This window comes from Thermaerobacter litoralis (assembly GCF_054654595.1).
This window is the reverse complement of record NZ_BAAIES010000011.1, coordinates 155,337-178,025: the sequence shown is the minus strand read 5'-3', so window position 1 is coordinate 178,025 and position 22,689 is coordinate 155,337. Positions and strand designations below refer to the sequence as shown.

18 protein-coding genes are annotated in these 22,689 nt (G+C 75.5%); 11 read left to right on the top strand and 7 right to left on the bottom strand.

The window, feature by feature from the left end:
• Positions 1–8: 8 nt before the first annotated feature.
• The 7 genes from aroA to mgtE all read right to left on the bottom strand — a co-directional run bounded on the left by aroA (position 9) and on the right by mgtE (position 9,803).
• On the bottom strand, positions 9–2,498 hold the full coding sequence (aroA, locus tag ACYQ02_RS11470) for a 3-phosphoshikimate 1-carboxyvinyltransferase (RefSeq protein ID WP_460040551.1): 2,490 nt from the start codon (positions 2,496–2,498) through the stop codon (positions 9–11).
• Positions 2,499–2,689: 191 nt separating this feature from the next.
• Positions 2,690–3,973 carry a prephenate dehydrogenase gene (locus ACYQ02_RS11465; protein WP_460040550.1) on the bottom strand — a complete coding sequence of 428 codons (1,284 nt, stop codon included), beginning with the start codon at positions 3,971–3,973 and terminating at the stop codon, positions 2,690–2,692.
• A gap of 3 nt (positions 3,974–3,976) precedes the next feature.
• Complete coding sequence (gene aroF, locus ACYQ02_RS11460) at positions 3,977–5,200, bottom strand: 3-deoxy-7-phosphoheptulonate synthase (RefSeq protein WP_460040549.1); 1,224 nt, start codon at positions 5,198–5,200, stop codon at positions 3,977–3,979.
• Entirely contained in the window at positions 5,197–5,622 is a 426-nt protein-coding gene (aroH, locus tag ACYQ02_RS11455; protein ID WP_460040548.1) for a chorismate mutase, read from the bottom strand. Before aroH ends, aroF begins: the two co-directional genes overlap by 4 nt.
• A gap of 627 nt (positions 5,623–6,249) precedes the next feature.
• A complete protein-coding gene (locus ACYQ02_RS11450; RefSeq protein ID WP_460040547.1) occupies positions 6,250–6,693 on the bottom strand; it encodes a HutP family protein in 444 nt (147 codons plus the stop codon).
• A 214-nt stretch (positions 6,694–6,907) separates the two neighbouring features.
• A complete protein-coding gene (locus ACYQ02_RS11445) occupies positions 6,908–8,224 on the bottom strand; it encodes a hypothetical protein (RefSeq protein ID WP_460040546.1) in 1,317 nt (438 codons plus the stop codon).
• A 232-nt stretch (positions 8,225–8,456) separates the two neighbouring features.
• Complete coding sequence (gene mgtE, locus ACYQ02_RS11440) at positions 8,457–9,803, bottom strand: magnesium transporter (RefSeq protein WP_460040545.1); 1,347 nt, start codon at positions 9,801–9,803, stop codon at positions 8,457–8,459.
• A 777-nt stretch (positions 9,804–10,580) separates the two neighbouring features.
• Here mgtE and ACYQ02_RS11435 point away from each other — a divergent pair.
• The 11 genes from ACYQ02_RS11435 to glmM all read left to right on the top strand — a co-directional run bounded on the left by ACYQ02_RS11435 (position 10,581) and on the right by glmM (position 22,023).
• Complete coding sequence (locus ACYQ02_RS11435) at positions 10,581–11,567, top strand: 2-hydroxyacid dehydrogenase (RefSeq protein ID WP_460040544.1); 987 nt, start codon at positions 10,581–10,583, stop codon at positions 11,565–11,567.
• A 117-nt stretch (positions 11,568–11,684) separates the two neighbouring features.
• Positions 11,685–11,963 carry a hypothetical protein gene (locus ACYQ02_RS11430; RefSeq protein WP_460040543.1) on the top strand — a complete coding sequence of 93 codons (279 nt, stop codon included), beginning with the start codon at positions 11,685–11,687 and terminating at the stop codon, positions 11,961–11,963.
• A gap of 52 nt (positions 11,964–12,015) precedes the next feature.
• The gene (locus ACYQ02_RS11425) at positions 12,016–12,957 is read left to right on the top strand and encodes an endonuclease/exonuclease/phosphatase family protein (RefSeq protein ID WP_460040690.1); all 942 of its coding nucleotides are present in this window, start codon (positions 12,016–12,018) and stop codon (positions 12,955–12,957) included.
• Between the two features lie 337 nt (positions 12,958–13,294).
• Positions 13,295–14,179, top strand: a complete 885-nt coding sequence (rapZ, locus tag ACYQ02_RS11420) for an RNase adapter RapZ (protein WP_460040689.1) — start codon at positions 13,295–13,297, stop codon at positions 14,177–14,179.
• A gap of 3 nt (positions 14,180–14,182) precedes the next feature.
• Positions 14,183–15,571: a gluconeogenesis factor YvcK family protein gene (locus ACYQ02_RS11415; RefSeq protein WP_460040542.1), complete on the top strand. Its 1,389-nt coding sequence runs from the start codon at positions 14,183–14,185 to the stop codon at positions 15,569–15,571.
• Between the two features lie 32 nt (positions 15,572–15,603).
• Positions 15,604–16,620 carry a DNA-binding protein WhiA gene (gene whiA, locus ACYQ02_RS11410; RefSeq protein ID WP_460040541.1) on the top strand — a complete coding sequence of 339 codons (1,017 nt, stop codon included), beginning with the start codon at positions 15,604–15,606 and terminating at the stop codon, positions 16,618–16,620.
• Between the two features lie 82 nt (positions 16,621–16,702).
• Positions 16,703–17,698 (top strand): polyprenyl synthetase family protein, encoded by a 996-nt coding sequence (locus ACYQ02_RS11405; RefSeq protein WP_460040540.1) that lies wholly within the window; start codon positions 16,703–16,705, stop codon positions 17,696–17,698.
• 105 nt (positions 17,699–17,803) lie between these two features.
• On the top strand, positions 17,804–18,559 hold the full coding sequence (locus ACYQ02_RS11400; RefSeq protein WP_460040539.1) for a redox-sensing transcriptional repressor Rex: 756 nt from the start codon (positions 17,804–17,806) through the stop codon (positions 18,557–18,559).
• Positions 18,560–18,712: 153 nt separating this feature from the next.
• Positions 18,713–19,537, top strand: coding sequence for a diadenylate cyclase CdaA (gene cdaA / locus ACYQ02_RS11395; protein ID WP_460040538.1), 825 nt, complete (start codon positions 18,713–18,715; stop codon positions 19,535–19,537).
• Positions 19,537–20,622 (top strand): CdaR family protein, encoded by a 1,086-nt coding sequence (locus ACYQ02_RS11390; RefSeq protein WP_460040537.1) that lies wholly within the window; start codon positions 19,537–19,539, stop codon positions 20,620–20,622. The genes cdaA and ACYQ02_RS11390 overlap by 1 nt, the downstream gene beginning before the upstream one ends.
• Positions 20,623–20,658: 36 nt before the next feature.
• Complete coding sequence (glmM, locus tag ACYQ02_RS11385) at positions 20,659–22,023, top strand: phosphoglucosamine mutase (protein WP_460040536.1); 1,365 nt, start codon at positions 20,659–20,661, stop codon at positions 22,021–22,023.
• Positions 22,024–22,689: the final 666 nt, after the last annotated feature.

The following is a 22,689-nucleotide window of genomic DNA, read 5'->3' as shown; positions in this document are numbered from 1 at the left end:
CAAGGGGTTCACGCTCCTTGCTCGGTGGATGGGGCCGGCCCCGTGCCGGTGGCGTCCCGCCCGGCCAGGGCGGCCTCCAGGGCGGCCCGCATGGCCGCCACCGGGGCGGGCCGGTTCGTCCAGTGTTCGAAGGCGGCCGCCCCCTGGTGGAGCAGCATGCCGAGGCCGCCGATGGCCCGGGCGCCGGCGGCGGCCGCCCGAGCCAGGAAGGGTGTGACCGCCGGCCGGTACACCAGGTCGTAGAACACCTGGCCGGGGTGGGGACGGCAGGTCGCGGGCAGGGGATCGATGCCCTCCTGCGGGGGCATGCCGGCGCTGGTGGCGTTGACCACCAGCCAGCAGCCGGCAGCCACGGCGGGCAGGCGGGGATCGTCGAGGGTCAAGACCTGCACCCGCGGACCCGGGGCCCGGCGGCCCTGGACCCCCGCCCGCTCCAGGTCCCGGGCCAGCGCCGCGGCCCGCTCCTCCGTCCGGTTGGCCAGGATCACGTCCATCCCCACGTCCAGCAGGGCGAAGGCGACCGCCCGCGCCGCGCCGCCGGCCCCCAGGATCAGGGCCCGGCGGCCCGCCAGCTGCCCGGCCGGCAGGCCGTGTTCTTCCAGGTCGCGGAGGAACCCGGCCCCGTCGGTGTTGTACCCCACCAGGGTTCCGTCGTCCTCCCGGACCACGGTGTTGACGGCGCCCAGGCGGCGGGCCGCGGGGTCGACCCGATCCAGCAGGGGCAGGACGGCCTCCTTATGGGGGATGGTCAGGTTGACGCCGGCCCAGGCGGGATCGGACCGCACCTGGGCCAGGGCGGCGGCCAGGTCCCCGGGTGCCACGTCCCAGGCGGTGTAGGACCAGGGCAGGCCGGCGGCCCGGAAGGCGGCCGCCTGCATGACGGGCGAGAGGCTGTGGCCGATGGGGTGGCCCAGGACGGCCAGCCGGCGGGCCTTGGCCTCCGCGCGGGCGGCCGCAGCCCCCTTCCCCGGGTACCGGCGTGGGGCCACCGTTCCGCGCGGGGGGCTCGCCGGGGAGCCGCTGGCGGGCCGGCCGGCCGCGGGCCCGCCGGCAGGTCCTGCGGGGGGCCCCGCGACGGGTGCTCCCAGCCGGCGCAGGTTGGCAAAGAAGGCGGGGTCCGAGACGGCGGCGCTGCCCGCGTCCACGATCACCGTCTCGCCGGCCGCCACCAGGCCCGCCACCGCCAGGGCCATGGCCATGCGGTGGTCGCCCCGGGCCGAGACCACCGCGCCCTGGAGGGGCGTGGGCCCCTCGATGTCCAGGCCGTCGGGGTGTTCGGTGACCCGGGCCCCCATCTTGCGGAGCTCGGCGGCCAGGGCGGCCAGGCGGTCCGTCTCCTTGACCCGCAGCTCGGCGGCATCGCGGATGCGGGTCGTCCCCCGGGCCTGGGTGGCCAGGACTGCCAGGACCGGGATCTCGTCGATCAGCCGGGGGATCAGGTCGCCGGCGATCTCCACCGCCTCTAGGGCCGAGGTCTCGGCGGTCAGGTCCGCCACCGGCTCGCCGGGGAGGCCGGCGGTGGAGGGTTCGCTGGCGGGGACGCTGGGGGGGCGGACGGGGGCGCGGCCGCCCACCGTGCCGGACGAACCGGCCCCATCCCGGACCGCCACCTGCAGCCGGGCCCCCATGGCCGCCAGCACCTCGAGGAAACCGGTCCGGGTCGGGTTGACCCCCACCCCCTGCAGGGTGACCCGGCTGTCCGGGCAGAGCACGGCGGCTGCCAGGTAGAAGGCCGCGGCCGAGGGATCGCCCGGGATGACCAGCCGTTCGGGCGCCCGGAGCTGCCCGCCGCCCCGCACGGCTACCGTCAGGCCGTCCCGCTCCACCGGGATGCCGAAGAGGGGCAGAAGCCGCTCCGTGTGGTCCCGGGAGAGGGCGGGCTCGCGCACGCTGGTTCGTCCGGCGGCAAACAGCCCGGCCAGGAGGATGGCGCTCTTGACCTGGGCGCTGGCCACGGGGCTGTCGTGGTGGATCGCCTGAAGGGCGCCGCCGTGCACGGTGAGGGGGGCCAGCCGGCCGCCGTCGCGCCCGGTGATCCGCGCCCCCATGCGCCGCAGGGGCTCGACGACCCGGCCCATGGGCCGGCGGCGCAAGGATTCATCCCCCGTCAGGGTGGCGGCAAAGGGGCGGGACGCCAGGAGGCCCAGGAGAAGCCGAATGGTGGTGCCCGAGTTGCCGGCATCCAGGGGGGACGCCGGGGGGCGCCAGCCCCCGATCCCGGGACCATCCAGCACCACCCGGCCCGGTGCCGGCCGGCTCACCGCCGTGCCCAGGGCCTGGAGGCAGGCCAGCGTCGAGGCGGCGTCCCGGCCGGGGGCGTAATTCTCCAGGACGACCCGGCCGCCCGCCGCGGCGGCCAGCATGGCCGCCCGGTGGGCGATGGACTTGTCGCCGGCCACGACCAGGGTTCCGGCCAGGCCCCGCGCCGCCCGAACCCGGGCCAAGGCCGGGCCGTGGGGTTCGGAACCGGGGTGCAGGGAGGATGTCACGCGCTCCATGGAGGTCACCGATCCTCGCACTGGGTCAGGGATCATGGGACCGGCCTCTCCGCCAGGCCGGTGGCCAGGCCCCTGGCTGGACCTCGCCGGTCCCGTGGCGGCGGCTGGCCCCTGGAGGCGCCGGGGGCCGGCCCGGCCGGTCCGGCGAACCGGGTTGGCCTGCCGGTCCGATGGACGGCGGGCGCCGCCCGTCACCCGGCGTCCGGGCGGTGCGGCGGTGGGGCGCTCTCTTCCCCTGGGCCACCGCCTTCCCCCGGCGCGGGGGTGGAGCCGGTCTTCAGGACGGCCGCGCGGAACCGCCGGGCGCCCTCCAGGTACCGGTACAGCGGGTCGCCGGCGGGGTGCCCGGCCGGACCAGGGACCGGACCCGGGACGGGCGCCGCGGCCCGACCAGGCTGCTGGCCGGGCGCGGCCCCGGCCGCCGTCCTTTCTGCGGAGCCCTCCTGCCGCCGGCCGGAGCTGGCGGGAACCGCGCCGGGCGCGGCGGCGTCCCCCGCGGTGGCGACGGGCGACCGGCCGGTTAAGGCGTGGCCGGATGGCCCCTCCGGGCACGCCGCCAGCCGGGCCAGCCGGTCCAGTTCCTCCCGCAGGAGCTCGAACCAGGGCGCCAGCTGGGTCCAGTTGGCCCGCAGCATGTCCCGGCCCAGCAGGGGGTGGCCCCCGGCGACCCGGGTGGTGTCCCGGAAGCCCCCCGCCACCAGATCGGCCAGGTGGGGCAACTCGCCGGCGGCGCGGCGGGCCGTTCCGGCCAGGGCGGCTGCCACCAGCAGGGGCAGGTGGCTGGTCAGGGCCACATGGCGGTCGTGCTCGTCAGGGCTGAGGAAAAGGACCCGGGCGCCCAGGGCGGCCAGCAGGGACGCCCAGGGCGCCGCCGCCGGCTCCCCCCAGGGCGCGGCCGGGGTGAGGACCCACGTGCGGCCGCGGAACAAGGCGGGATCGGCAGCCCCCGCGCCCCAGCGCTCCGTCCCCGCCATGGGATGGCCGCCGGCAAAGGCGACGCCGTGGGGGAAGAGGCGCCGGGCCGCCGCCACCACCGGCGCCTTGACGCTGGCGGTGTCGGTGACCAGGGTTCCCGGTCGCAGGTAGGGCCGGATCCCGGCCATGACGTCCTCCAGGGCGCTGATGGGCACGGCCAGGACCACCGCGTCGGCTTCGGCCACCAGCTCGAAGCCGCCGGACGAACCGGCGTCGACCCAGCCGGACCGGCGGGCGTACGCCACGGCGGCCGGGTCCCGATCCAGGCCCAGGACCCGGCCGGCCAGGGGCCGGGCGGCCGCGGCCAGGGAGCCGCCGATCTGGCCCAAACCGACCACCGCCAGGGTGCGCCGGCGCCAGGCCGCCAGGCCGGTGCGGGCGAAGCCGTCGTCCTCCCCGCCGCCGCCCCCCGAGGGCTGGCCCCCCGCCGCCCCGGCGCCGCCCTCGCCCGCACCGGCCGGGGAAAAGGATCCGGGGACATCCGCGGCCGCTGGGGTCACCGCTTAGTTGCCTCCACCCGCGGCGGCCCGCCGCGGCCCCGGCGCCGCCGGGGCCGCCATCGCGGCCGGGTGGGACCGCTCGGCCGCCCGGCTTCGATCCCCCTCGTGGAGCTCCTCCCGGCGGAAGCGCCCGCCCGGGGCGACGGCGTCGGCGGCTGCGGTGCCGCCGGCCCGCTGGGGGGCGGCCTGGTGGCCGCGTTCGTCCCCGTGGCGGAAGAGGTGGCGGCCCAGGGCCTGGGCCACCGCCTCCACCTGGGCGACCAGCTGCTCGAACTGGGCGAAGTCCAGGCTCTGGGCTCCGTCGGAAAGGGCCTGATCCGGCCGCGGGTGGACCTCCACGATCAACCCGTCGGCGCCGGCGGCGATGGCGGCCCGGGCCATGGGGATCACGTACTCGCGGTGGCCGGTGCCGTGGCTGGGGTCGACGATCACCGGCAGGTGGGTCAGGGTCTTGGCCACCGCCACGGCGTTCAGGTCCAGGGTGTTGCGGGTCGAGGTCTCGAAGGTCCGGATGCCCCGCTCGCACAGGATCACGTGGGGGTTGCCTTCGGCCAGGATGTACTCCGCGGCGAGGAGCCACTCTTCCACCGTGGCCATGAAGCCGCGCTTGAGCAGGACCGGCTTGCGGGTCCGCCCCACCGCCTGCAGCAAGGGGAAGTTCTGCATGTTCCGGGCGCCGATCTGCAGCACGTCGGCGTAGGCCGCCACCTGTTCCACCTGTTCGGGCGCCATCACCTCGGTGACCACGGGCAGCCCGGTCGCCTCCCGGGCGCGGCGCAGCAGCCGCAGGCCCTCTTCACCCAGGCCCTGGAAGCTGTAGGGGGAGGTGCGGGGTTTGAAGGCGCCGCCCCGCAGGGCCGCGCCACCCACCCGCCGGAGGAACCCGGCGATCTCCAGGATGCCGGCCTCGCTCTCCACCGAGCAGGGGCCGGCGATGATGGGGATGGCGTCGCCGCCAAAGGGGACCCCGCCGGCGGTGACCACCGTCGGCTCGGGACGGAACTCCCGGCTCGCCAGCTTGTAGGGCCGGCTGACGGTCACCACCCGCTCGACCCCGCGCAGCGTCTGGACCTGCTGGCCGTCCAGGGCCCGCGGGTCACCGTGCCCGTGGATCACCACCCGCTCGTCGCCCCGGGCCACGTAGGGCCGCAGCCCCGCCTGGCGGAGGCGCTCCTGGACCTGCTCGACGTCGTCGGGCGTTGCATGGGGATGCATGATGACGATCACCCTCGGTTCCCTCCCGCCAGGGCCTGGGCGACGGCCATGCCGGCCAAGGTCCCGTTGGATTGCCAGGCGGCCAGGTCGGGCCGCAGGCAGCGGGCCTGGCCCAGGTAGACGTGGCGGATCTCGGCCGGCGACCGGTCGGTGTTGACCAGGACCAGCGCCCGGATGCACCGGGGCAGGTCGTCCTCCACCGGCGGCGCCATGGCGTCCAGCAGCGGGACGTGGGTCCAGCCCAGCTCCCGCACGGCGGATGCGGGGAAGGCCCGGTCCAGGTCCCGGGTCACCGTGAAGAATACGGCAACAATATCATCGACTGAAGCTTCATTCAGTGCAACCATGGCCTGCAACAGCTCCCGGGTGGCGTGACGGATCGCCTCGGGACTGTTGTCCTCGGCGACGACGGCGCCCCGGATCCCACGCACCATCGCTCCCTCCTTGCCCGGCCCGTGCGCAGAAACGAAAAAGCCACCGGGTGGTGGCGGGAGGAGTCCGCCCCTACCGTCCTACCGTTCTACGCAGCGGTTGCCGATGGGTTTTGGGGATACGCCCGGGAGGCCCTTGCCCGCCGGGGTGCAGCCCGCGGTGCGGGATCGGCCCCCTTGCCTACCGTCCTTCACCCTGCCGGTGTCCTGCTGGGGCGATCCCGCCCGGGGGACCGGCGCCAGGGGTCGTCTCCGGTCGAACCAGTCGAAACGGCCGAACCGGACGAACCGGCGCCCTGCCCTGCCGGGGTGAACCGGCGCTGCAGCCTGCCGCCGGGGCGGCCTGCCCGGTTGTTAATGGGGAATATACAACGGTCCTGGCGCGCCGGCAAGACCTTGCAGTCCTGGATGGGCGGATCCCGGGCCAGGTGCCGGGAGCGGCGGCGGTACGCTCACACCACCGCACCACGGCCCGCGGACGACCACGAAGGTCACGGAAGACCCCGAAGGTTGCCAAAGAAGATTCCGCGGGCGCGGCGGCGGAGCGGCGGGCGCGGTGGCGCAGGCCGCCCCGCGCTCCGCGGGGCTGGGGGCCGGGGGCCGGGTGGAGCCGCTGCAGGCCGCCGGCCGTCAGTCCCGGGCTGTCACGTCGGGCACCGCCCGGTGGGCCAGGCCCACGGCCACGTCGTCCAGGTGGACCAGCCCCACGCCGACGAAGACCGCGCAGGCCAGGTGCTCGCCCAGGCGGGCGATGGCCACCTTGCCGCCCACGTTGAACCCCAGGGCCCGCCCCGCCAGCTGGGCCAGCGCTTCCCGGGCCGCCCCGGCCACGGCCCCCTCGTGGGGGTGGATGGGGGCGATCACCCCTTCCCGGCGGGCGGCGACGATGGCCCGCTGGACCATGCTGCCGATGGACTCCACGTAGGGTCCCCCGAAGTCCACGGCCACGCCCCGGATGCCGTGGCGGGCCAGTTCGTCCTTGATGCGGGCCTCGTCGGTCCGGCTGGCCGACGTGGCCAGCCGCAGGGCGGCCCGGGCCACCGCCAGGTTGGGCGCTTCTCCTGTCTGGGTCATCCTCGACCGTCCTTCCCTTCCTTCCCCTCGGGCCAGCTGCCTTCCGGCCGCCCCCTCCGGCCGTCCTCTCCCGGCCAACCCCTGCCGCCCGGCCCGGCGGCCCGCACGGCCACCTCGGCGGCCTGCCGGCGGGACCGGATCCGTGCAGGCCTTCGGCTGCGGACGCGCCGATCCTTCTCGCCGGCTGGCCGGCCACTCTTTTCCGCCGAGGCGCCTACCCCGGGGGCGGGTCGTCTCCCGCGGCCGGCCGCGGCTGGGGCCCCGGGACGTCCAACCGCAGGTGGGCGCCCACCACCACCGGGTGGAGCCGGGTCACCCGCCAGCCCCGGCGGACCAGTTCGGCCGCGACCCGCCGGGTGCCGGCCCCGTCTCCCGCGCCGGCCGGCTCGAGCCACAGCGCCCAGACCGGCCACCCCACGTGCCAGGCGGGCCAGAGGGGCGGGGCACCGGCCCCTTCGGGATCCCATCCCAGGTCCCGGAGGTGGGTCTCCAGTTGGATCCACGCACCGGCCACCTCCGCCGGCACCAGCCCCTCTTCCCGGAGGAACCGGCACCCCGCGGCCGCCTCCCGCAGTAGCGCAGCCAGGCTCGGGCCGGCATCATCGCCCGCCGCGGCGGCTCCCCGTCCGCCCCCAGGGCCCGCCCCGCCCGGCGCCGCCCGGGCGACGACGATCCCCGCGGTGGCAGCTGGGGTACCGGCGAGGCCGGCTTCATCCCGCCCGTCCCCCGCTGCGCTCCCGTCCCCCGCTACGCGCCCTTCCTCCGCTGCCGGCCGGCGGCGGGGGCGCGGGTCCACGGGCAGGTCCACCGGCAGCCGTTGCCGCCAGCAGGCCAGCCAGCGGGCCTCCCGGTCCAGGGCGCGGGCCAGGGCCCCATCGCTGCTGCGGTTCCACCGGGCAGCCCACTCCCACTCGGGGGGTGGGGGCCAGGCTCCGCGGGCGGCGATGTCACCGGAAGCCACCAGCAACAGGCCCCGGGCCAGGGGGGCGAGCCAGTCCGGCGGCAGGGCGGCAAAGGCGGCGGCCCGGGCGGCGGCCGCGGGGGTCGGCCACCCGCCATCCCCGGCGGGCGGGGCACCCTCTCCCGCGTCCTCCGGGGCCGAAGCGGGACCCAACACCTCCCATCCCGGCGGCGGGCCGGCCCAGCGCAAGCCGCCTAGGGCCATGGCGGCCGCCCGCGGCCAGGCGCCCAGCTCCAAGGCGGCATCCCGGGCCAGGACCAGGGGCGGGAGCAGGGGACCTCCGTGAAGGGCGGCGACCAGGCCCCGGGCCAGCCGACCTTGCAGCGGGTCGGCGGGGAAACCGGGGGCCGGTCGTCCTGCGGCCGGCCAGGGGCCGGACCCGGGCGGCATGCGCCAGGGACGGACGGCCACGGCCAGGCCGAGCCCCAGGGGAGTTGCGGCGGGCAGGGGGGCCGCGCCTTTGGGCCGGGCCCCCGCCAGGCGGAGGGGGAGGGCGCCGGTCACGTGGCCGGCGAGAAGGATGGCCCCGGGGACCCGGGGGCGGCCAGCGAGGGCCGGCGCACCCGGCAACCCGGAAACCGCCCCTTGGCCAGAGGCCGGGACTGCACCGGGGGCCGCCGGGAGGCCGGGGATCGCGGGCGGCCGGGGCCGGTTCGTCCCGCCGGGATGGGGTGTGGTGTGGCGATGGTGCATGGCCGCATTCGCTCCGCACGCTAAGGGTGGTTCCCGCCGGCGCACCCCGTCACCCGCCGGCGTTCCCGAACCCACCGGCGCGCCCCGGTCCGCGACCGCCGCGGCGTCGTCAGAGATCGAGCAGGGCCCGGGCGACGGAAAAGTAGATGAACAGGCCCGTACCGTCGACCAGGGTGGTGATGAAGGGGCCCGACACCACCGCCGGGTCGACCCGCAGGCGGTGGAGCAGGAGGGGCAGCACCGCCGACACCATGGACGCCCAGACGACGATGAACAACGCCGTCACCGCCACCACCGGCCCCAAGGGGTTCCCCACGCCCAGCATGTAGGCGCGGACCAGGGCGGCGCCGGCCATCACGGCGCCCAGCAGGGCCCCCGTGGCCACCTCCCGGGCCAGGACCCGCAACATGTCCCGGAAGGTCACCTCGCCCACCGCCAGGGCCCGCACCAGGGTGGCCACCGTCTGGCTGCCGGTGTTGCCCCCGGTGCCGATCAGCAGGGGGATGAAAAAGGTCAGTCCCACCACCCGGGCGAGGACGCCCTCGAAATGATGGAGGACCGTGCTGGTGTAGGCTTCGGCCAGGAACAGGGTGAGCAACCACCCCACCCGCTTGCGGAACAGCACCGGCACCGGCGTCTTGAAGTACGACTCCGCCAGGGGGACGCTGCCGCCCAGGCGCTGGATGTCCTCGGTGGCCTCCCGGTGGATCACGTCCACGATGTCGTCGATGGTGATGATGCCCAGGAGCCGGTTCTGGTCGTCGACCACGGGCAGGGCGACGAAGTCATAGTTGGTCAGGAGCCGCGCCGCCTCCTCCCGGTCGGCGCTGGCGCGCACGGCGATGACCTGGTCCCGCCCGACGGCGGCCAGGGGCGCCTGGGGATCGGCCAGGATCAGCTCGCGCAGGGAGGCGACCCGCACCAGCCGCCCCCGGGCGTCCACCACGTAGACGTAGGACACCACCTCGGCGTCGTGTCCCACCTTGCGCACGTGGTCCAGGGCCTGCTGGACGGTCCAGCCTTCCCGGGCGGCGATGTACTCGATGGTTGCCAGGCTGCCCGCCGTGTTCTCCGGGAAGGTCATCAGGGTGTCGATGCGCTCCCGGTAGGCGTCGGGCAGCCACGCCTTCAGCCGCGCCGCCTGGAGGGGGTGGAGGGCGAGCAGCAGGTCGACCACCGTGTCGCTGGACATCTCCCGCAAAAGGGCCGCCGCCAGGGATTCGTCCAGGTGGTCGAGGATCCGGTACTGGGCTTCCGGCTCCAGGTATTCCAGGGTCTCGGCGGCCAGCGGCACCGGCATGCTGCGGACCAGCCGCAGGCGGTCTGCCGGCTCCAGTTGGGTCAGGACCTCCGCCCGGTCGAAGGGCTGCAACCGGGCCAGCCGTTCCAGGGCGCCCTGTTCGTCCTCGCCGTGGAGGATGTCGCTGATGTCGCGGGCCCACTCGGCGGCCTGCACGGCTGGATCCCCCCTTTGGCCGGGCGCTCTCTCCGGGACGAACCACCTCACCGTTGGCGGCCGGCACCGCCGCCGGCGCCCGGGCGGCGACCCCGGGGCGATCCGGCGGCAGCGGGCCTGTCCGGCGGCCGGTTGCGGCTCCCTGAACGGGCCTCGATGCCTTGCCCATTATAGTTCGGGTCCCATCCGAGGCGGAAGCCGCTTTTGCGGCGGGGAGCCGGGCTTTTCTGTGGGGCTGACGCGCTCTTCCCAGCAGCCTGGAGCGGTTCGTGGCAGCAAAAGCGGGTGGGGGCGGCATGAAGCGGCTCGGTGCGGCTTGGATTGGTTCTGCGCGGCGTCGAGTGGGGCGGCGCGGCGGGCCGGTTCTTCCGCAAGGGTGCAAGGAACGGGCGGTCCGATGCCGTAGCAGAGAAGGGGCCGGGGCCCGGGTACCGGCGGGTTCCGTTCTTCTGCGTTCTTTTTCACGCGGGTTTTTGTTCACGCGGGTTTTTGAGCGGGCGTCGTTCCACCATACCCAGGGCCCGCCGGGACCATCCCGGGACGGGGGCGGGCCGGGGTTCCTGCGGCGGGCTTCGGGCCCCTGGCGGGGCGGGAGCCCTGGCAACGAGGGGTCGCCGGCGCCCACGGCTGCCAAGGCCGTGCCGCGGACGCCGTACCAGCGGACGCCGCGCCGCGCAGGCCGCGCCGCCGGTGAAGGCCGTGCCAACGGACGCCGCCGGTGAAGGCCGCGCCCCTCAAGACCGCGCCCCGTCTTCGCCCCAGCGAGGAGGGATCGCCGTGCACCAGCGCCCGCGGGTCTTCGTCACCCGCCAGGTCCCCGACGGCAGCCTGGCTCCCCTGGAAGGGTGGGCGGAGGTGGTGGTGTGGCCCGAGTTCCTCCCGCCGCCGCGGGAGGAGCTGGCCCGCCGGCTGGCCGAGGTCGATGGGGTGATCACCATGGTCACCGACCGCATTGACGATGGGCTGCTGGCCCGCGCGCCGCGCCTGCGGGTGGTGAGCAACTGCGCCGTGGGCTATGACAACGTGGACGTGGCGGCGGCGCGGCGCCGGGGCATCCTGGTCACCCACACGCCGGGCGTGCTCACCGAGGCCACCGCCGACCTGGCCTTCGCCCTGATCCTGGCCTGCGCCCGGCGGTTGCCCCAGGCGGAGGCGGACCTGCGGGCCGGCCGCTGGACCACCTGGCACCCCCTGCAATGGCTTGGCCTTGAGCTGGACGGCGCCACCCTGGGCATCGTCGGCCTGGGCCGGATCGGCCGGGCGGTGGCCCGGCGGGCCCGCGCCTTCGGGATGCGCATCCTGTACTTCAGCCGCCGCCGGGATGCGGAGGCCGAGGCGGAGCTGGGGGCCCAGTACCGGGGGCTGGACGAGCTGCTGGCCGAGGCCGATGTGGTCAGCCTCCACGTGCCCCTGACGGCGGAAACCCGGCATCTGATCGACGGGCGCCGGCTGGCCCTGATGAAGCCGGGCGCCATCCTGGTCAACACGGCGCGGGGCGGCGTGGTCGACGAGGCGGCCCTGGTGGAGGCGCTGCGCCGGGGGCGGCCGGCCATGGCGGGGCTGGACGTCTACGACCGGGAGCCGGTTCCTCCCGACCACCCGCTGCTGCAGCTGCCCAACGTGATCGCCCTACCCCACGTCGGCAGCGCCACCGGCCGCGCCCGCTGGCGCATGGCCCGGCTGGCGGCCGAGAACTGCGCCGCCGTGCTCCAGGGTCGCAGGCCGCCCCATCCCGTGCCGGAGATGGCGGAGGACACGGGATAAGGCAAAATGGGACCACGAGGCCCAGCGCGGGCCGCGGGCCCGCCGGCGCCGGCGGGCAGCGCAGCCCGTCAGGGCCGCGCAGGGCCTGACCAGGCCGCACGGGGAAGGAGGCCGGGGATGGACATCCTGGACATCCTTCTGCTGATCGGGAAGATCCTCATCAGCATCGCCACCATCGCCCTCGGGATCTCCTGGGGGGTGCGCGGCGAGATGCGCACCGCCCTGACGGTGTGCGCGGTGCTGCTGGCGGTGGGGATCTTCTGGACCAACTTCGCCGGGCTGCTGATCCCGACGATCCTCTTGGCCTACATGGCCGGCGTCTTGATGGAACGGGGCTGGCACCGGGCGGCGCGGCCGCGCCGGGAGGACGGAGGGGACGGTACCGCCGCGGGCTAGGGACCCGGGCGGGAAGCCCCGGGCCCGCTGGCCGGCGGGGAGGTGCAGGGACCTGGCGCAGCGGCTGGACGGGGGGTGGCGCGTCGCCACCTGGAACATCCGCCACGGCCGGGGCCTGGACGGCCGGGTCGACCTGGAGGGGATCCGCCGCGTGCTCGAGCAGGCTGATCCCCACTGGGTCGGCCTGCAGGAGGTGGACGGCGGCCGGCGGCGCAGCGGGGGCATCCACCAGGCGGCGTGGCTGGGGTCGGCCCTGGGCCGGCCCTGGTTCTTCCACGCCACCGTGCAGTGGGGCGGGCCCTATGGACTGGCCTGGCTCGGACCGCCGGCGACCGGGACCGAGCCCAAGCCGGGGGCCCGGGGGACCGTCCTCCGGGTCGATCCCCAGCGGCTTCCCTCCCGGGGCGAGCCCCGTGCCTGCCTCTGGCTCCAGGTGGCCGCGCCGGACGGCCGGGACGAACCGGCCTGGCTCGGGGTCACCCACCTGGGGCTCTCCGCCGCGGAGCGGGCGGCCCAGGCCCGGGCCCTGGCGGAGCGGGCGGCCCGCTTGCGCCGGGCGGGGCCGGTGGTGCTGGTGGGCGATTTCAACACCCCCGCGGATGCCCCCGAGCTGGCGCCGCTGCGGCAGGTGCTGACCTGTGCGCTGGCCGGCGCCGGACGGATCCCGCCGACCTATCCGGCCACCGGCGGGGAGGCGGGCCGGCCCCGCTGGGTGGGGGTGGAACCGGCGGCCGCAAGGGGGGCGGCCATCGACCTGATCTGGGTGGCGGGCTGGCGGGTGCGGGCGCGGGCCGTGCTGGATCACGCCGCCTCCGATCACCGGCTGGTGATGGCGATCCTGCAGCGCCCGGAACCAGCGCCCGCCGCGCCCGCCGCAGGCCCGGGGGAAGCCCGCCGGGCGCCACCCACCCCGACAGCACCCGGCACCGGCACCCGCCGCGGTGGGAGGCCGGAGGCGCAGGAGGAACGTTCCTTTTCCCGGCGGAAGATTTGAAGGATAAATGATCCCAGGGCATCGGAGCCCAGGCCGGGTATCGGAGCCCAAACCATCCATTCGGGGCTCGACCGCCGCTGGGCTCGCTCGGGACGGGGAGCGGGCACCCGCTGGGCCGCCGGCGCCGGGAGCCGCCGGCGCCCGGCGCGGCCCGCCGGACCCGGGCAAGGAGGTGAGGGGCATGGAGGGATCCCCGCTGCCGGCCGTGGGCGCGCCCGCGGCCCAGCCGGGAGACACGGCCGCCAACGCCGGCGAGGGGCGGACCCGCGACGGGACGCCGGCGCCGGCGCCCGAGGCCAAAGCGGAGGCCCAGGGCGGCACCGGGGCCGGCCGTGACCTGCAGCTGGTGGTGGTGACCGGCCTGTCGGGAGCCGGCAAGACCCAGGCCATCCACGCCCTGGAAGACCTGGGGTTCTTCTGCGTCGACAACCTGCCCCCCGCCCTCCTGGCGCCCTTCGCCGCCCTGTGCCGCCAGCCCGACAGCCCGGTGCGCCGGGTCGCCGTGGTCATGGACGTGCGCGGGGGGGACTGGTTCGACCAGGCCGTGGAAGCCCTGCAGGAGCTGGACAAGGCCGGCGTGTTCTACCGGATCGTGTTCCTGGAGGCGTCCGACGAAGCGCTGGTCAAGCGTTTCAAGGAGACCCGGCGGCGCCACCCCCTGGCTCCCCAGGGGCGGCTGCTGGAGGGCATCCGGGCCGAGCGCCAGCGCCTGGGTGCCCTGCGGGGCCGGGCCCACGTGATCCTGGATACTAGCGAGGTGACGCCCCGGCAGCTGCGGGAGCGCATCGCCGACCTGTGGGGCGGGCCGGAGACGCCGCGGCTGATCGCCCACGTGGTGAGCTTCGGCTTCCGCTACGGGTTGCCGGCGGACGCGGACCTGGTCTTCGACGTCCGCTTCCTGCCCAACCCCCACTACGTCCCCGACCTGCAGCCCATGACGGGCCTGGACGACCGGGTGCGGGAGTACGTGCTGCGCTGGCCCAGCGCGCGCCGGCTGCTCGAGCAGCTGCAGGAGCTGCTGGACTTCCTGTTGCCCCAGTACATCAACGAGGGCAAGACCCAGCTCACCGTGGCCGTGGGCTGCACCGGCGGCCAGCACCGCTCGGTGGTGATCGCCGAAGCCCTGGCGGCCCACCTGCGCAACCAGGGGCACCGGGTGCTGGTGGAACATCGGGACGTGGAGCGCTCCCTGGCGGAGCGGGCCCAGGGGAAGCGAGGATGATGGATGAAGCTGGCATACTGGCTCCTGCCGGGCCTGCGCATCAAGCGATGGCTGGTGGTCTTCGCCGCGGGCCTCTACCTGGTCGCCCTGGGCGGGGCCATGGCCGCCGGCGCCGACCTCTGGGCGGCGGCCGAGGGGTGGTTGCGCCGCCAGCTGGAGGCAGTCACGGGCCGGTTCGTCCCCGGACCGTGGCCGGGGGTGCTGGTCATGGTGGCCGGCGCCCTGCTGGCCATGGCCGCCACCTACCGCGTCCTGCGGGTGGTGGCCGAGCTGCTGACCCCGGCGGGCGGCGCCAACGGCGGCGCCATGGACCGCTTGGTCCTGCGCCGGCGGCTCAACCGGGGGCCCCGGGTCGTGGCCATCGGCGGTGGAACCGGCCTGTCGGTCCTGTTGCGCGGGCTCAAGGAGTACACCGGCAACGTCACCGCCATCGTCACCGTGGCCGATGACGGCGGCAGCTCCGGGCGCTTGCGGGGCGAGCTGGGCATCCTGCCGCCCGGCGACATCCGCAACTGCCTGGTCGCCCTGGCCGACGCCGAGCCGCTGATGGCCCAGCTTTTCCAGCATCGCTTCACCCAGGGGACCCTGGCCGGTCACAGCCTGGGCAACCTGTTCATCGGAGCCCTGGCGGAACTGCTGGGCGACTTCGAACAGGCGGTCTACGAGTCCAGCAAGGTGCTGGCCGTGCGCGGGCAGGTGCTGCCGTCGACCCTGACGCCCGTCACCCTGGTGGCCCGCATGGCCGACGGCCGGATCGTGCGCGGGGAGTCGGCCATCGCCGCCGATGCCGTGCCCATCGAGAAGGTGTGGCTGGAACCCCCGGGGGCGGAGCCGCCGCCGGCGGCCGTGGAGGCCATCGAAGGCGCGGACCTGATCGTCCTGGGGCCGGGGAGCCTGTACACCAGCATCCTGCCGAACCTCCTCATCCCCGGGATCCGCGACGCGCTGCGCCGCTCCCGGGCGGTCAAGGTGCTGGTGATCAACGCCATGACCCAGCCGGGCGAGACCACGGGCTACACCGCCGCCGACCACGCCCGGGCCCTGATCGACGCCGTGGGCCCCGGCCTGTTCCACCACGTCCTGGTCAACGTCCAGCAGCCGCCGGCGGCGCTTTTGGAGCGGTACCGGCAGCAGGGCCAGGAGGTCGTCCGGCTGGACCGGGAGCGGCTGCGGCAGATGGGCCTGCAGGTCCACACGGCGCGCCTCCTGGCGGGCGACGACCTGGTCCGCCACGATCCCCAGCGGCTGGCCCGGGCCCTTTTGCGGGTGCTGCTGGCGGCGCGCCCCCGGGTGAACCCCCGCCGGCGGCTGGACTTCTTCCTCCTGGGCGAGCGCCTCTGGCGCGAGGAGACGGGCGCGGACGAACCGGCCCGGGTGGCCCGCGACGCCTGAGGCCCCCGGGCTGGCGGCCGGGAGGGATGCCGTTGATCCGGGAGACCTTCTCGGGCCAGGTGAAGGACGAACTGGCCCGCCTCTGGCCGGCCGATGCCGGGGCCCTGGCCTGGGAGCTGGCCGGGCTCTGCCTGGGCTGCGGGGCCCCGGTGGCCGGCGGCGCCTGGCGCTGGCGCACCGAGAGCGCCGCCACGGCCCGCCTCCTGGTGCGGCTGGTGCGGGCCCGGTACGGCGTCCGCCCGCGGCTGGTGGTGGACCGCCGGGGCCGGCTGGGGCGGGGCAACGTCTACGAGCTGTGGCTGGACGAGGCGCCCGGCGAGGCCGGCGATGGCCGCGACACCGGCGGCACCGGCGGCCCCGGCGGCACAGGCGGCGCCAGCGAGGCTTCGGCTACCGCTTCCACCGATGCGGGCCGCAGCGCCGGCCGGCCCTGGGTCCTTGAGGGGCTGCCCGACCCCGCGGCGGGGGAGCGGCCCCGGCGGCGGGCGGACCGGGAGGCCTTCCTGCGCGGCCTCTTCCTGGGCGCCGGCAGCGTCAGCGGGCCCGGGCACGGCTACCACGCGGAGGTGGTCGTGCCTGGGGTGACCGTGGCCCGGCAGGTGGCGGCGGAGCTGCGGCGCTGGGGCCTGCGGCCGGGACGGGCCCGGCGCCGCGGCCGGGTGGGGCTCTATCTCAAGGAGGCCGACCAGATCGCCGAGTTCCTCGGCCGGCTGGGGGCCCACCAGGCCGTCCTGGCCCTGGAGAACCACCGGGTGGTGCGGGGCGTGCGGAACCAGGTCAACCGCCTGGTCAACGCCGAGACGGCCAACCTGCGCAAGGCGGTGGACGCCGGCCTGCGCCAAGTGGCGGCCATCCGCCGGCTGGTGGAGGCAGTGGGCTGGGAGGGGCTGCCGCCCTCCTTGAGGGAGGTGGCCCGGGCCCGGATCGAGCACCCCTCCGCCAGCCTGCGGGACCTGGGCCAGATGCTGGATCCACCCCTCTCCAAGTCCGCCGTGGGGCACCGGATCCGGCGGCTCCAGGCGCTGGCGGCCCGGTACCAGGAAGGGTAAAATGAATCATGTCCCGCGTGTTGACGAAATTTCCTGCCCCGGGGAGCGCCGCAGGCGCCGCGGGTGTGCCGGGGGAAGATGCATGGCAGGCGAAGGGCAAGCGTCGGTGACCGTGTCGGCGGGAGCGGTCTTCGAACCGATCCGCCACGACCTGGCCGGGGTCGAGGTGGCGATCCGGCGGGCGCTGGACGGTCCCGATCCCCACATCGTGGAGCTGGCCACCTACCTTCAGCGTGGCGGCGGCAAGCGTTTGCGGCCCGCCCTCCTGCTCCTGACCGCACGCAACTTCCACTACGACCGGGACCGGCTGCTGCCGGTCGCCGCGGCCGTGGAGCTGATCCACATGGCGACCCTGGTCCACGACGACATCGTCGACGGGGCCACGGCGCGCCGCGGCCTGCCCACGGTCAACGTGCGGTGGGGGACGGGGACCGCGGTCCTGACGGGCGACTTCCTCTTCGCCCGGGCCTTCTCGCTGCTGGCCGCCGACGGCGACAACCGGGTCGTGCGGGTGATGGCCGAGGCCGTCTACGAGATGTCCACCGGCGAGATCGAGCAGCAGGCCCAGCTCTTCGACCCCAGCACCGGGGAAGAGGGCTACTACCGCCGGATCTTCAAGAAGACGGCCCACTTCATCAGCCACTGCTGCCTGATGGGCGGCCTGATGGGCGGCGCCTCCGACCGCCAGGTCGAGGCCTTGCGCCGCTACGGCTACGGCATCGGCATGGGCTTCCAGGTGATCGACGACATCCTCGACCTGACGGGCGACCCGGAGGAACTGGGCAAACCGCGGGGGACCGACCTGCGCAGCGGCGTGCTCACGCTGCCGGTGCTCTTCGCCCTGGCCAAGGACCCCCAGCCGTGGCTGCTGGAGCGCCTTGAGGCGCGGCAGGTCGATGACGCCACCGTCGAGCGGGTGACGGCCTGGGTGGAGGCGGCGGGCGGCCTGGACTACGCCCGCCGGCGGGCCGAGCAATTCGTCCACGAGGCCCTGGAGGCGCTGGACGAACTGGCCGGGGCGCCGATGGAGCCCCAGCTGCGGGCCCTGGCCCGGTTCATCCTGGACCGGAAGCACTGACCCGGCGGCGCCGGGAGCGGGGCCGGGCCGGGTCCACCGGGCCCGGGGCCCGGGACCCGAAGGACGGGCGTCCGGCCGGCGGTTCGGGGATGCAGGGAGGCGGGCATGGCGGTCCGATCGGGGGACGGGGAGCGCAGGACAACCGGCCGGCGGCCGGCGACCGAGGCGGAACGGGCGGCGGACGAACCCGGCCCGGCGGGCGAGGCCGTGCCGGCGACCGGCGGGCCACCGGCGCGGGTGCCCGACGTGGCGATCCGGCGGCTTCCCGTCTACCTGCGGGCCCTGGAGGAACTGCGGGCCGAGGACCACGAGATCGTCTCCTCCGCCGACCTGGCCGCCCGCACCGGCTACTCCTCGGAACAGATCCGCAAGGACCTGGCCTACTTCGGCGCCTTCGGCACCCGGGGCGTGGGATACCGCATCGATGTCCTGGCGGACCGGTTGCGGCATATCCTGGGCTTGGACCGGGAGGTCCCCATCGCCCTGGTGGGCGCCGGCCACCTGGGCACGGCCCTGGCGCGGTACAACCGCACGCGCCACCGGGACGTGCGGATCGTCGCCGTCTTCGACAGCGACCCCGCCCGCATCGGGGAGCGCATCGAGGGCCTGGAGATCCAGCCCGCCGACGCCATGGAGGCGGTGATCCGCCGGGAGGGGATCCGGCTGGCGGTGATCGCCGTGCCGGCGCCGGCCGCCCAAGGGGTGGCCCGGCGGCTGGTGGCCGCGGGGGTCGAGGCGATCCTGAACTTCGCCCCGGTGACCCTGCAGGTGCCGCCGGGCGTGGTGGTGCAGAACATCGACCTGACGCTGGAACTGCAGAGCCTCGCCTATTACATCCGGCCCGAGCCGGCCACCGGCTAGGCACCGGCTCGCCGCGCTGCCGGCGGGCCCGTGGCCGCGGGGCCGGTTCCACCAGGCTCGCGCCCTGGAATCCGTCCGGTCCGGCCGGGGCGGAACCGGCCGGGGTGAGCGCCGGCTGCCGCGCCCGCGGCAGCCCCGGGAGGGAGGCCCGAGGTGCCGCTGCCCGCGTTCCTGTTCACGATGACCTGGGTCGACTGGCTCATCTCCCTGGTGGACATCGCCCTGGTCGCCTACCTGTTCTACCGGTTCTTCCTCTTGATCCGCGGGACGCGGGCCGTGCCCATCTTGAGCGGCATCCTGGTGCTGGTCGTCTTCACCAGCATCAGCGGCTGGCTGCGGCTGGACACCATCCACTGGTTGCTGCGCCAGGCCCAGCTGGCCCTGATCGTCGCCCTGCCCATCGTGTTCCAGCCCGAGTTGCGCCGCGCCCTGGAACAGCTGGGCCGCGGCCGCTTCTTCGCCCGGCCCCTCTTCGCCCTGCCCCAGCAGGACGTGGCCCGGATGATCGACGAGGTGGTGCGGGCGGTCGAGCAGCTGTCCCGCAACAAGGTCGGCGCCATCATCGTCGTGGAGCGGGAGACGGGGCTGAACGAGATCATCGAGACGGGGATCATCATCGACGGGATCGTCTCTGCGCCCTTCCTGGTCAACGTGTTCATCCCCAACACGCCGCTGCACGACGGGGCGGTGATCATCCGCGGCAACCGGGTGATGGCCGCCGGCACCTTCCTGCCGCTGACGGAGGAGGCGGGGCCCGGGCCCGAGCTGGGCAGCCGCCACCGGGCGGCCCTCGGGATCAGCGAGCACTCCGACGCCGTGGCCATCGTGGTGTCGGAGGAGACGGGCCGCGTCTCCCTGGCCCAGGGCGGCAAGCTGATCCGCAACCTGGATGAGGCGACGCTGAAGGAGCTGTTGACGTCCTTGCTGGCGCCGGAGGAGACGCCGTCGCTGCTGCCCTGGATGCGGGGGTCGTCCTGATGGAGCGGCTGTTCGAGAACGAGACCCGGCTCAAGATCCTGTCCGTCATCCTGGCCATCATCCTGTGGTTCGGCGTGATGAGCAGCCAGAACCCCGACCAGGCGCGGACGGTGTACGATGTCGAGGTGGTGCCCGAGGGCCTGGACCCCGGGCTGGCCGTCCTCTCCCTCGAACCCCACGCCGTGGACGTCACCCTGAGCGGGCCCCAGGAGTTCCTGGAGGACCTGAGCGGGCGCGACGCCCGGGTGACGGTGGACGTCAGCGGGGTGGGACCGGGGGAGGCGACCCGGCCGGTGACGGTGATCCCCGCCCGCGGCCGCCTGCGGGTCGTGCGGGTCAGCCCCCAGTACGTGACGGTGCGGATCGAACAGCGCATGGAGAAGACCGTCCCCGTCGAACTGCAGCTAAACGGGGAACCGGCGCCGGATTATATCATCGAGAACCCGGCGGTCTCGGTGGAACAGGTGACCGTCAGCGGCGCCCGCAGCCTGGTGGAACGGGTGGCCCGGGTGGTGGCGTCGGTGCCGGTGGGCGGCATCCAGAGCACCATCGCCCACTCGGTCACCCTGGTCCCGGTGGACGCCTCGGGCCGCCCGGTGGAGGCGGCCTATCCCCAGGCCCTGGTCCTGGAGCCCCTGACGGTCCAGGTCACGGTGCCCGTGGTCTTCATGCCGCGCAAGACGGTGCCGGTGCAGGCGCGCCTGGCGGGGACGCCGGCCGAGGGGTTCGAGATCGGGAACATCACCATCGAACCGGCCGAGGTCACGGTGCGGGCCCGGGAGGAACGGCTGCTGCAGGACCTGGAGTTCCTCCAGACCGAACCGGTGGACATCGGCGGCCTGGACGAGACGGTTACCCGGGAGGTGCCGTTGGCCGTGCCGGAGGGCATCGTCCTGGCGGGCGGCCCGCGGGCGGTGCGGGTCACCGTGGAGATCCGCCCCGCCCAGGGCGACGGGGGCGGTGGAACCGGCACCCCGGAGGGCAGCGCCGGCCCGGGCGGCAATGGCGGCGGGGCGGCGGAGGGGTCCACCCAGGGCTCAGCCGAAGGGCCCTCCGGTGCCGGGTCCGGGGCGAGCGGCCGCTGAGCCAAAGCCGCAAGAAGGCGAGATGGGAGGACCGGGATGGCACGCTTGTTTGGAACCGACGGCGTCCGCGGTGTGGCCAACACGGAGCTGACGGCGGAGCTGGCCTTGGACCTGGGCCGGGCGGCGGCCCGGGTGCTGGCCGAGCGATGGGGCGGCCCGCCCCGGGTGGTGCTGGGACGCGACACCCGGGCGTCCGGGGAGCTCCTGGAGGCGGCGCTGGCGGCGGGCCTGATGTCGGCCGGCGCGATGGTGGTGCCCCTGGGGGTCATGACGACGCCCGGTGTCTCCCATTTGACGGGCGCCCTGGGGGCGACGGGCGGCGCGGTGATCTCGGCCAGCCACAACCCGCCCGAGTACAACGGGATCAAGTTCTTCGATCCCCAGGGGCGGAAGCTGCCCGACGAGCTGGAAGAGGCGGTGGAGGGCCTGGTCCTGGAACCGGCGGGGGCGGCCGGGTTCGTCCCGCCGGTCGGGGGCGCCGTGGGTCGCCGGCAAGAGGCCCCGGAGGCGGGGGACCGCTATCTGGAGCACCTGGGCCGGGCCGCCGGGACCCGCTTCGACGGGCTCCGGGTGGTGCTGGACTGTGCCCACGGGGCGGCTACGCCGTGGGCGCCCGCGGCCTGGCGGGCGCTGGGGGCCCGGGTCACCGTGATCAACGACGCGCCCGACGGGACCAACATCAACGTGGGCTGCGGGTCGACGGCCCCCCAGGCCCTGGCCGAGGCGGTGCGGCGGGAAGGGGCCGACCTGGGGCTGGCCTTCGACGGCGACGCCGACCGGGTGATCGCCGTGGACGAAACCGGCCGGATCGTCGACGGCGACGCCATCCTGGCCGTCCTGGCCCTGGACATGGCCGCCCGGGGCGAGCTGGCCGGCGACACCGTGGTCGCCACGGTGATGAGCAACCTGGGCCTGGAGCGCGCCCTCAAGGCGGCGGGCCTGCGGCTGGTCCGCACCCGGGTCGGCGACCGGCACGTCTTCGAGGCCATGGAGCAGGGCGGGTTCGTCCTGGGTGGGGAGCAGTCCGGGCACGTCATCCTCCGGCGGCACGCGGTGACGGGCGACGGCATCCTCACCGGCCTGGCCCTGGCGGCGGTCATGGTGCGCACGGGCAAGCCCCTCTCCCAGCTGGCGGCCGTGGTGCAGCCCGTCCCCCAGGTCCTGCTCAACGTGCCCGTGGCCCGGCGGGACGGCTGGGAGGAGGATCCGGCCATCCAGGCGGCCATCGACGCGGCCCGCCGCCGGCTCGGCGAGGCGGGGCGGATCCTGGTGCGGGCCTCGGGGACCGAACCGCTGATCCGGGTGATGGTGGAGGGCGACGACGAGGCCCTGGTGCGGGAGCTGGCCGAGGCGGTGGCCGGCGCCGTCCGGCGCGCCCTGGGCTCGCCGGCGGGCCGTTGACAGGGGACGGGCCGGCACGCATAGAATGGGATGCCCTGAAGGAGGTGGTGCCCGGGCCGGCGGCGGCGCCATCGGCCGCCTGGCAGGGGAACGGGAGCGGTTTCCGGCAGCGGTTTCAAGGGAGCGGGTTCGTCCAGCGGTACCGAAAGCGGGTCGATGCCTGCTAGCGCCAGGGCTCGCCGGCGGCAGGCCGGCGAGTCGACGAGGACCGGGCGGATCGAAGGATCGGCGGATCGCCCGGCGGTTGGCCACGACCGAGAGCGGCCCGGCAAAACCCGGGAGCGATCCCGGGGACAACACGGGCCAGGTGGCACGAACCCCTCCACGGACGGCGGATGGACCCGCCGGTGCGGGCCGGGGATGCCTGGCCGCGGCGCGGGTTCGTCCTGCCGGCTCCCTCCTCTGCGTGCCTCATGCCAAATCAGGCCGGCGGATCGGAGGGCGCGGTGGCGTTCCAGCCTTCGTGCGTCCTTGAGCAGCGGGCCCGCCGGCCGATCAGCGAGCGTCATCCCAACGTGGCAAATCCGGGGGACGGCTGCGTACCCGGCCCGGCCGGTCCTGCGACCACCGGCCCTGCCACCAGCGGCGCGCCGGCCTGCGACGCGGCGCGCCGGCCCGCGACGGGCGGGTTCGGCGGGGCCGTGGCAGGCCTTCGGGTCGGAAGGC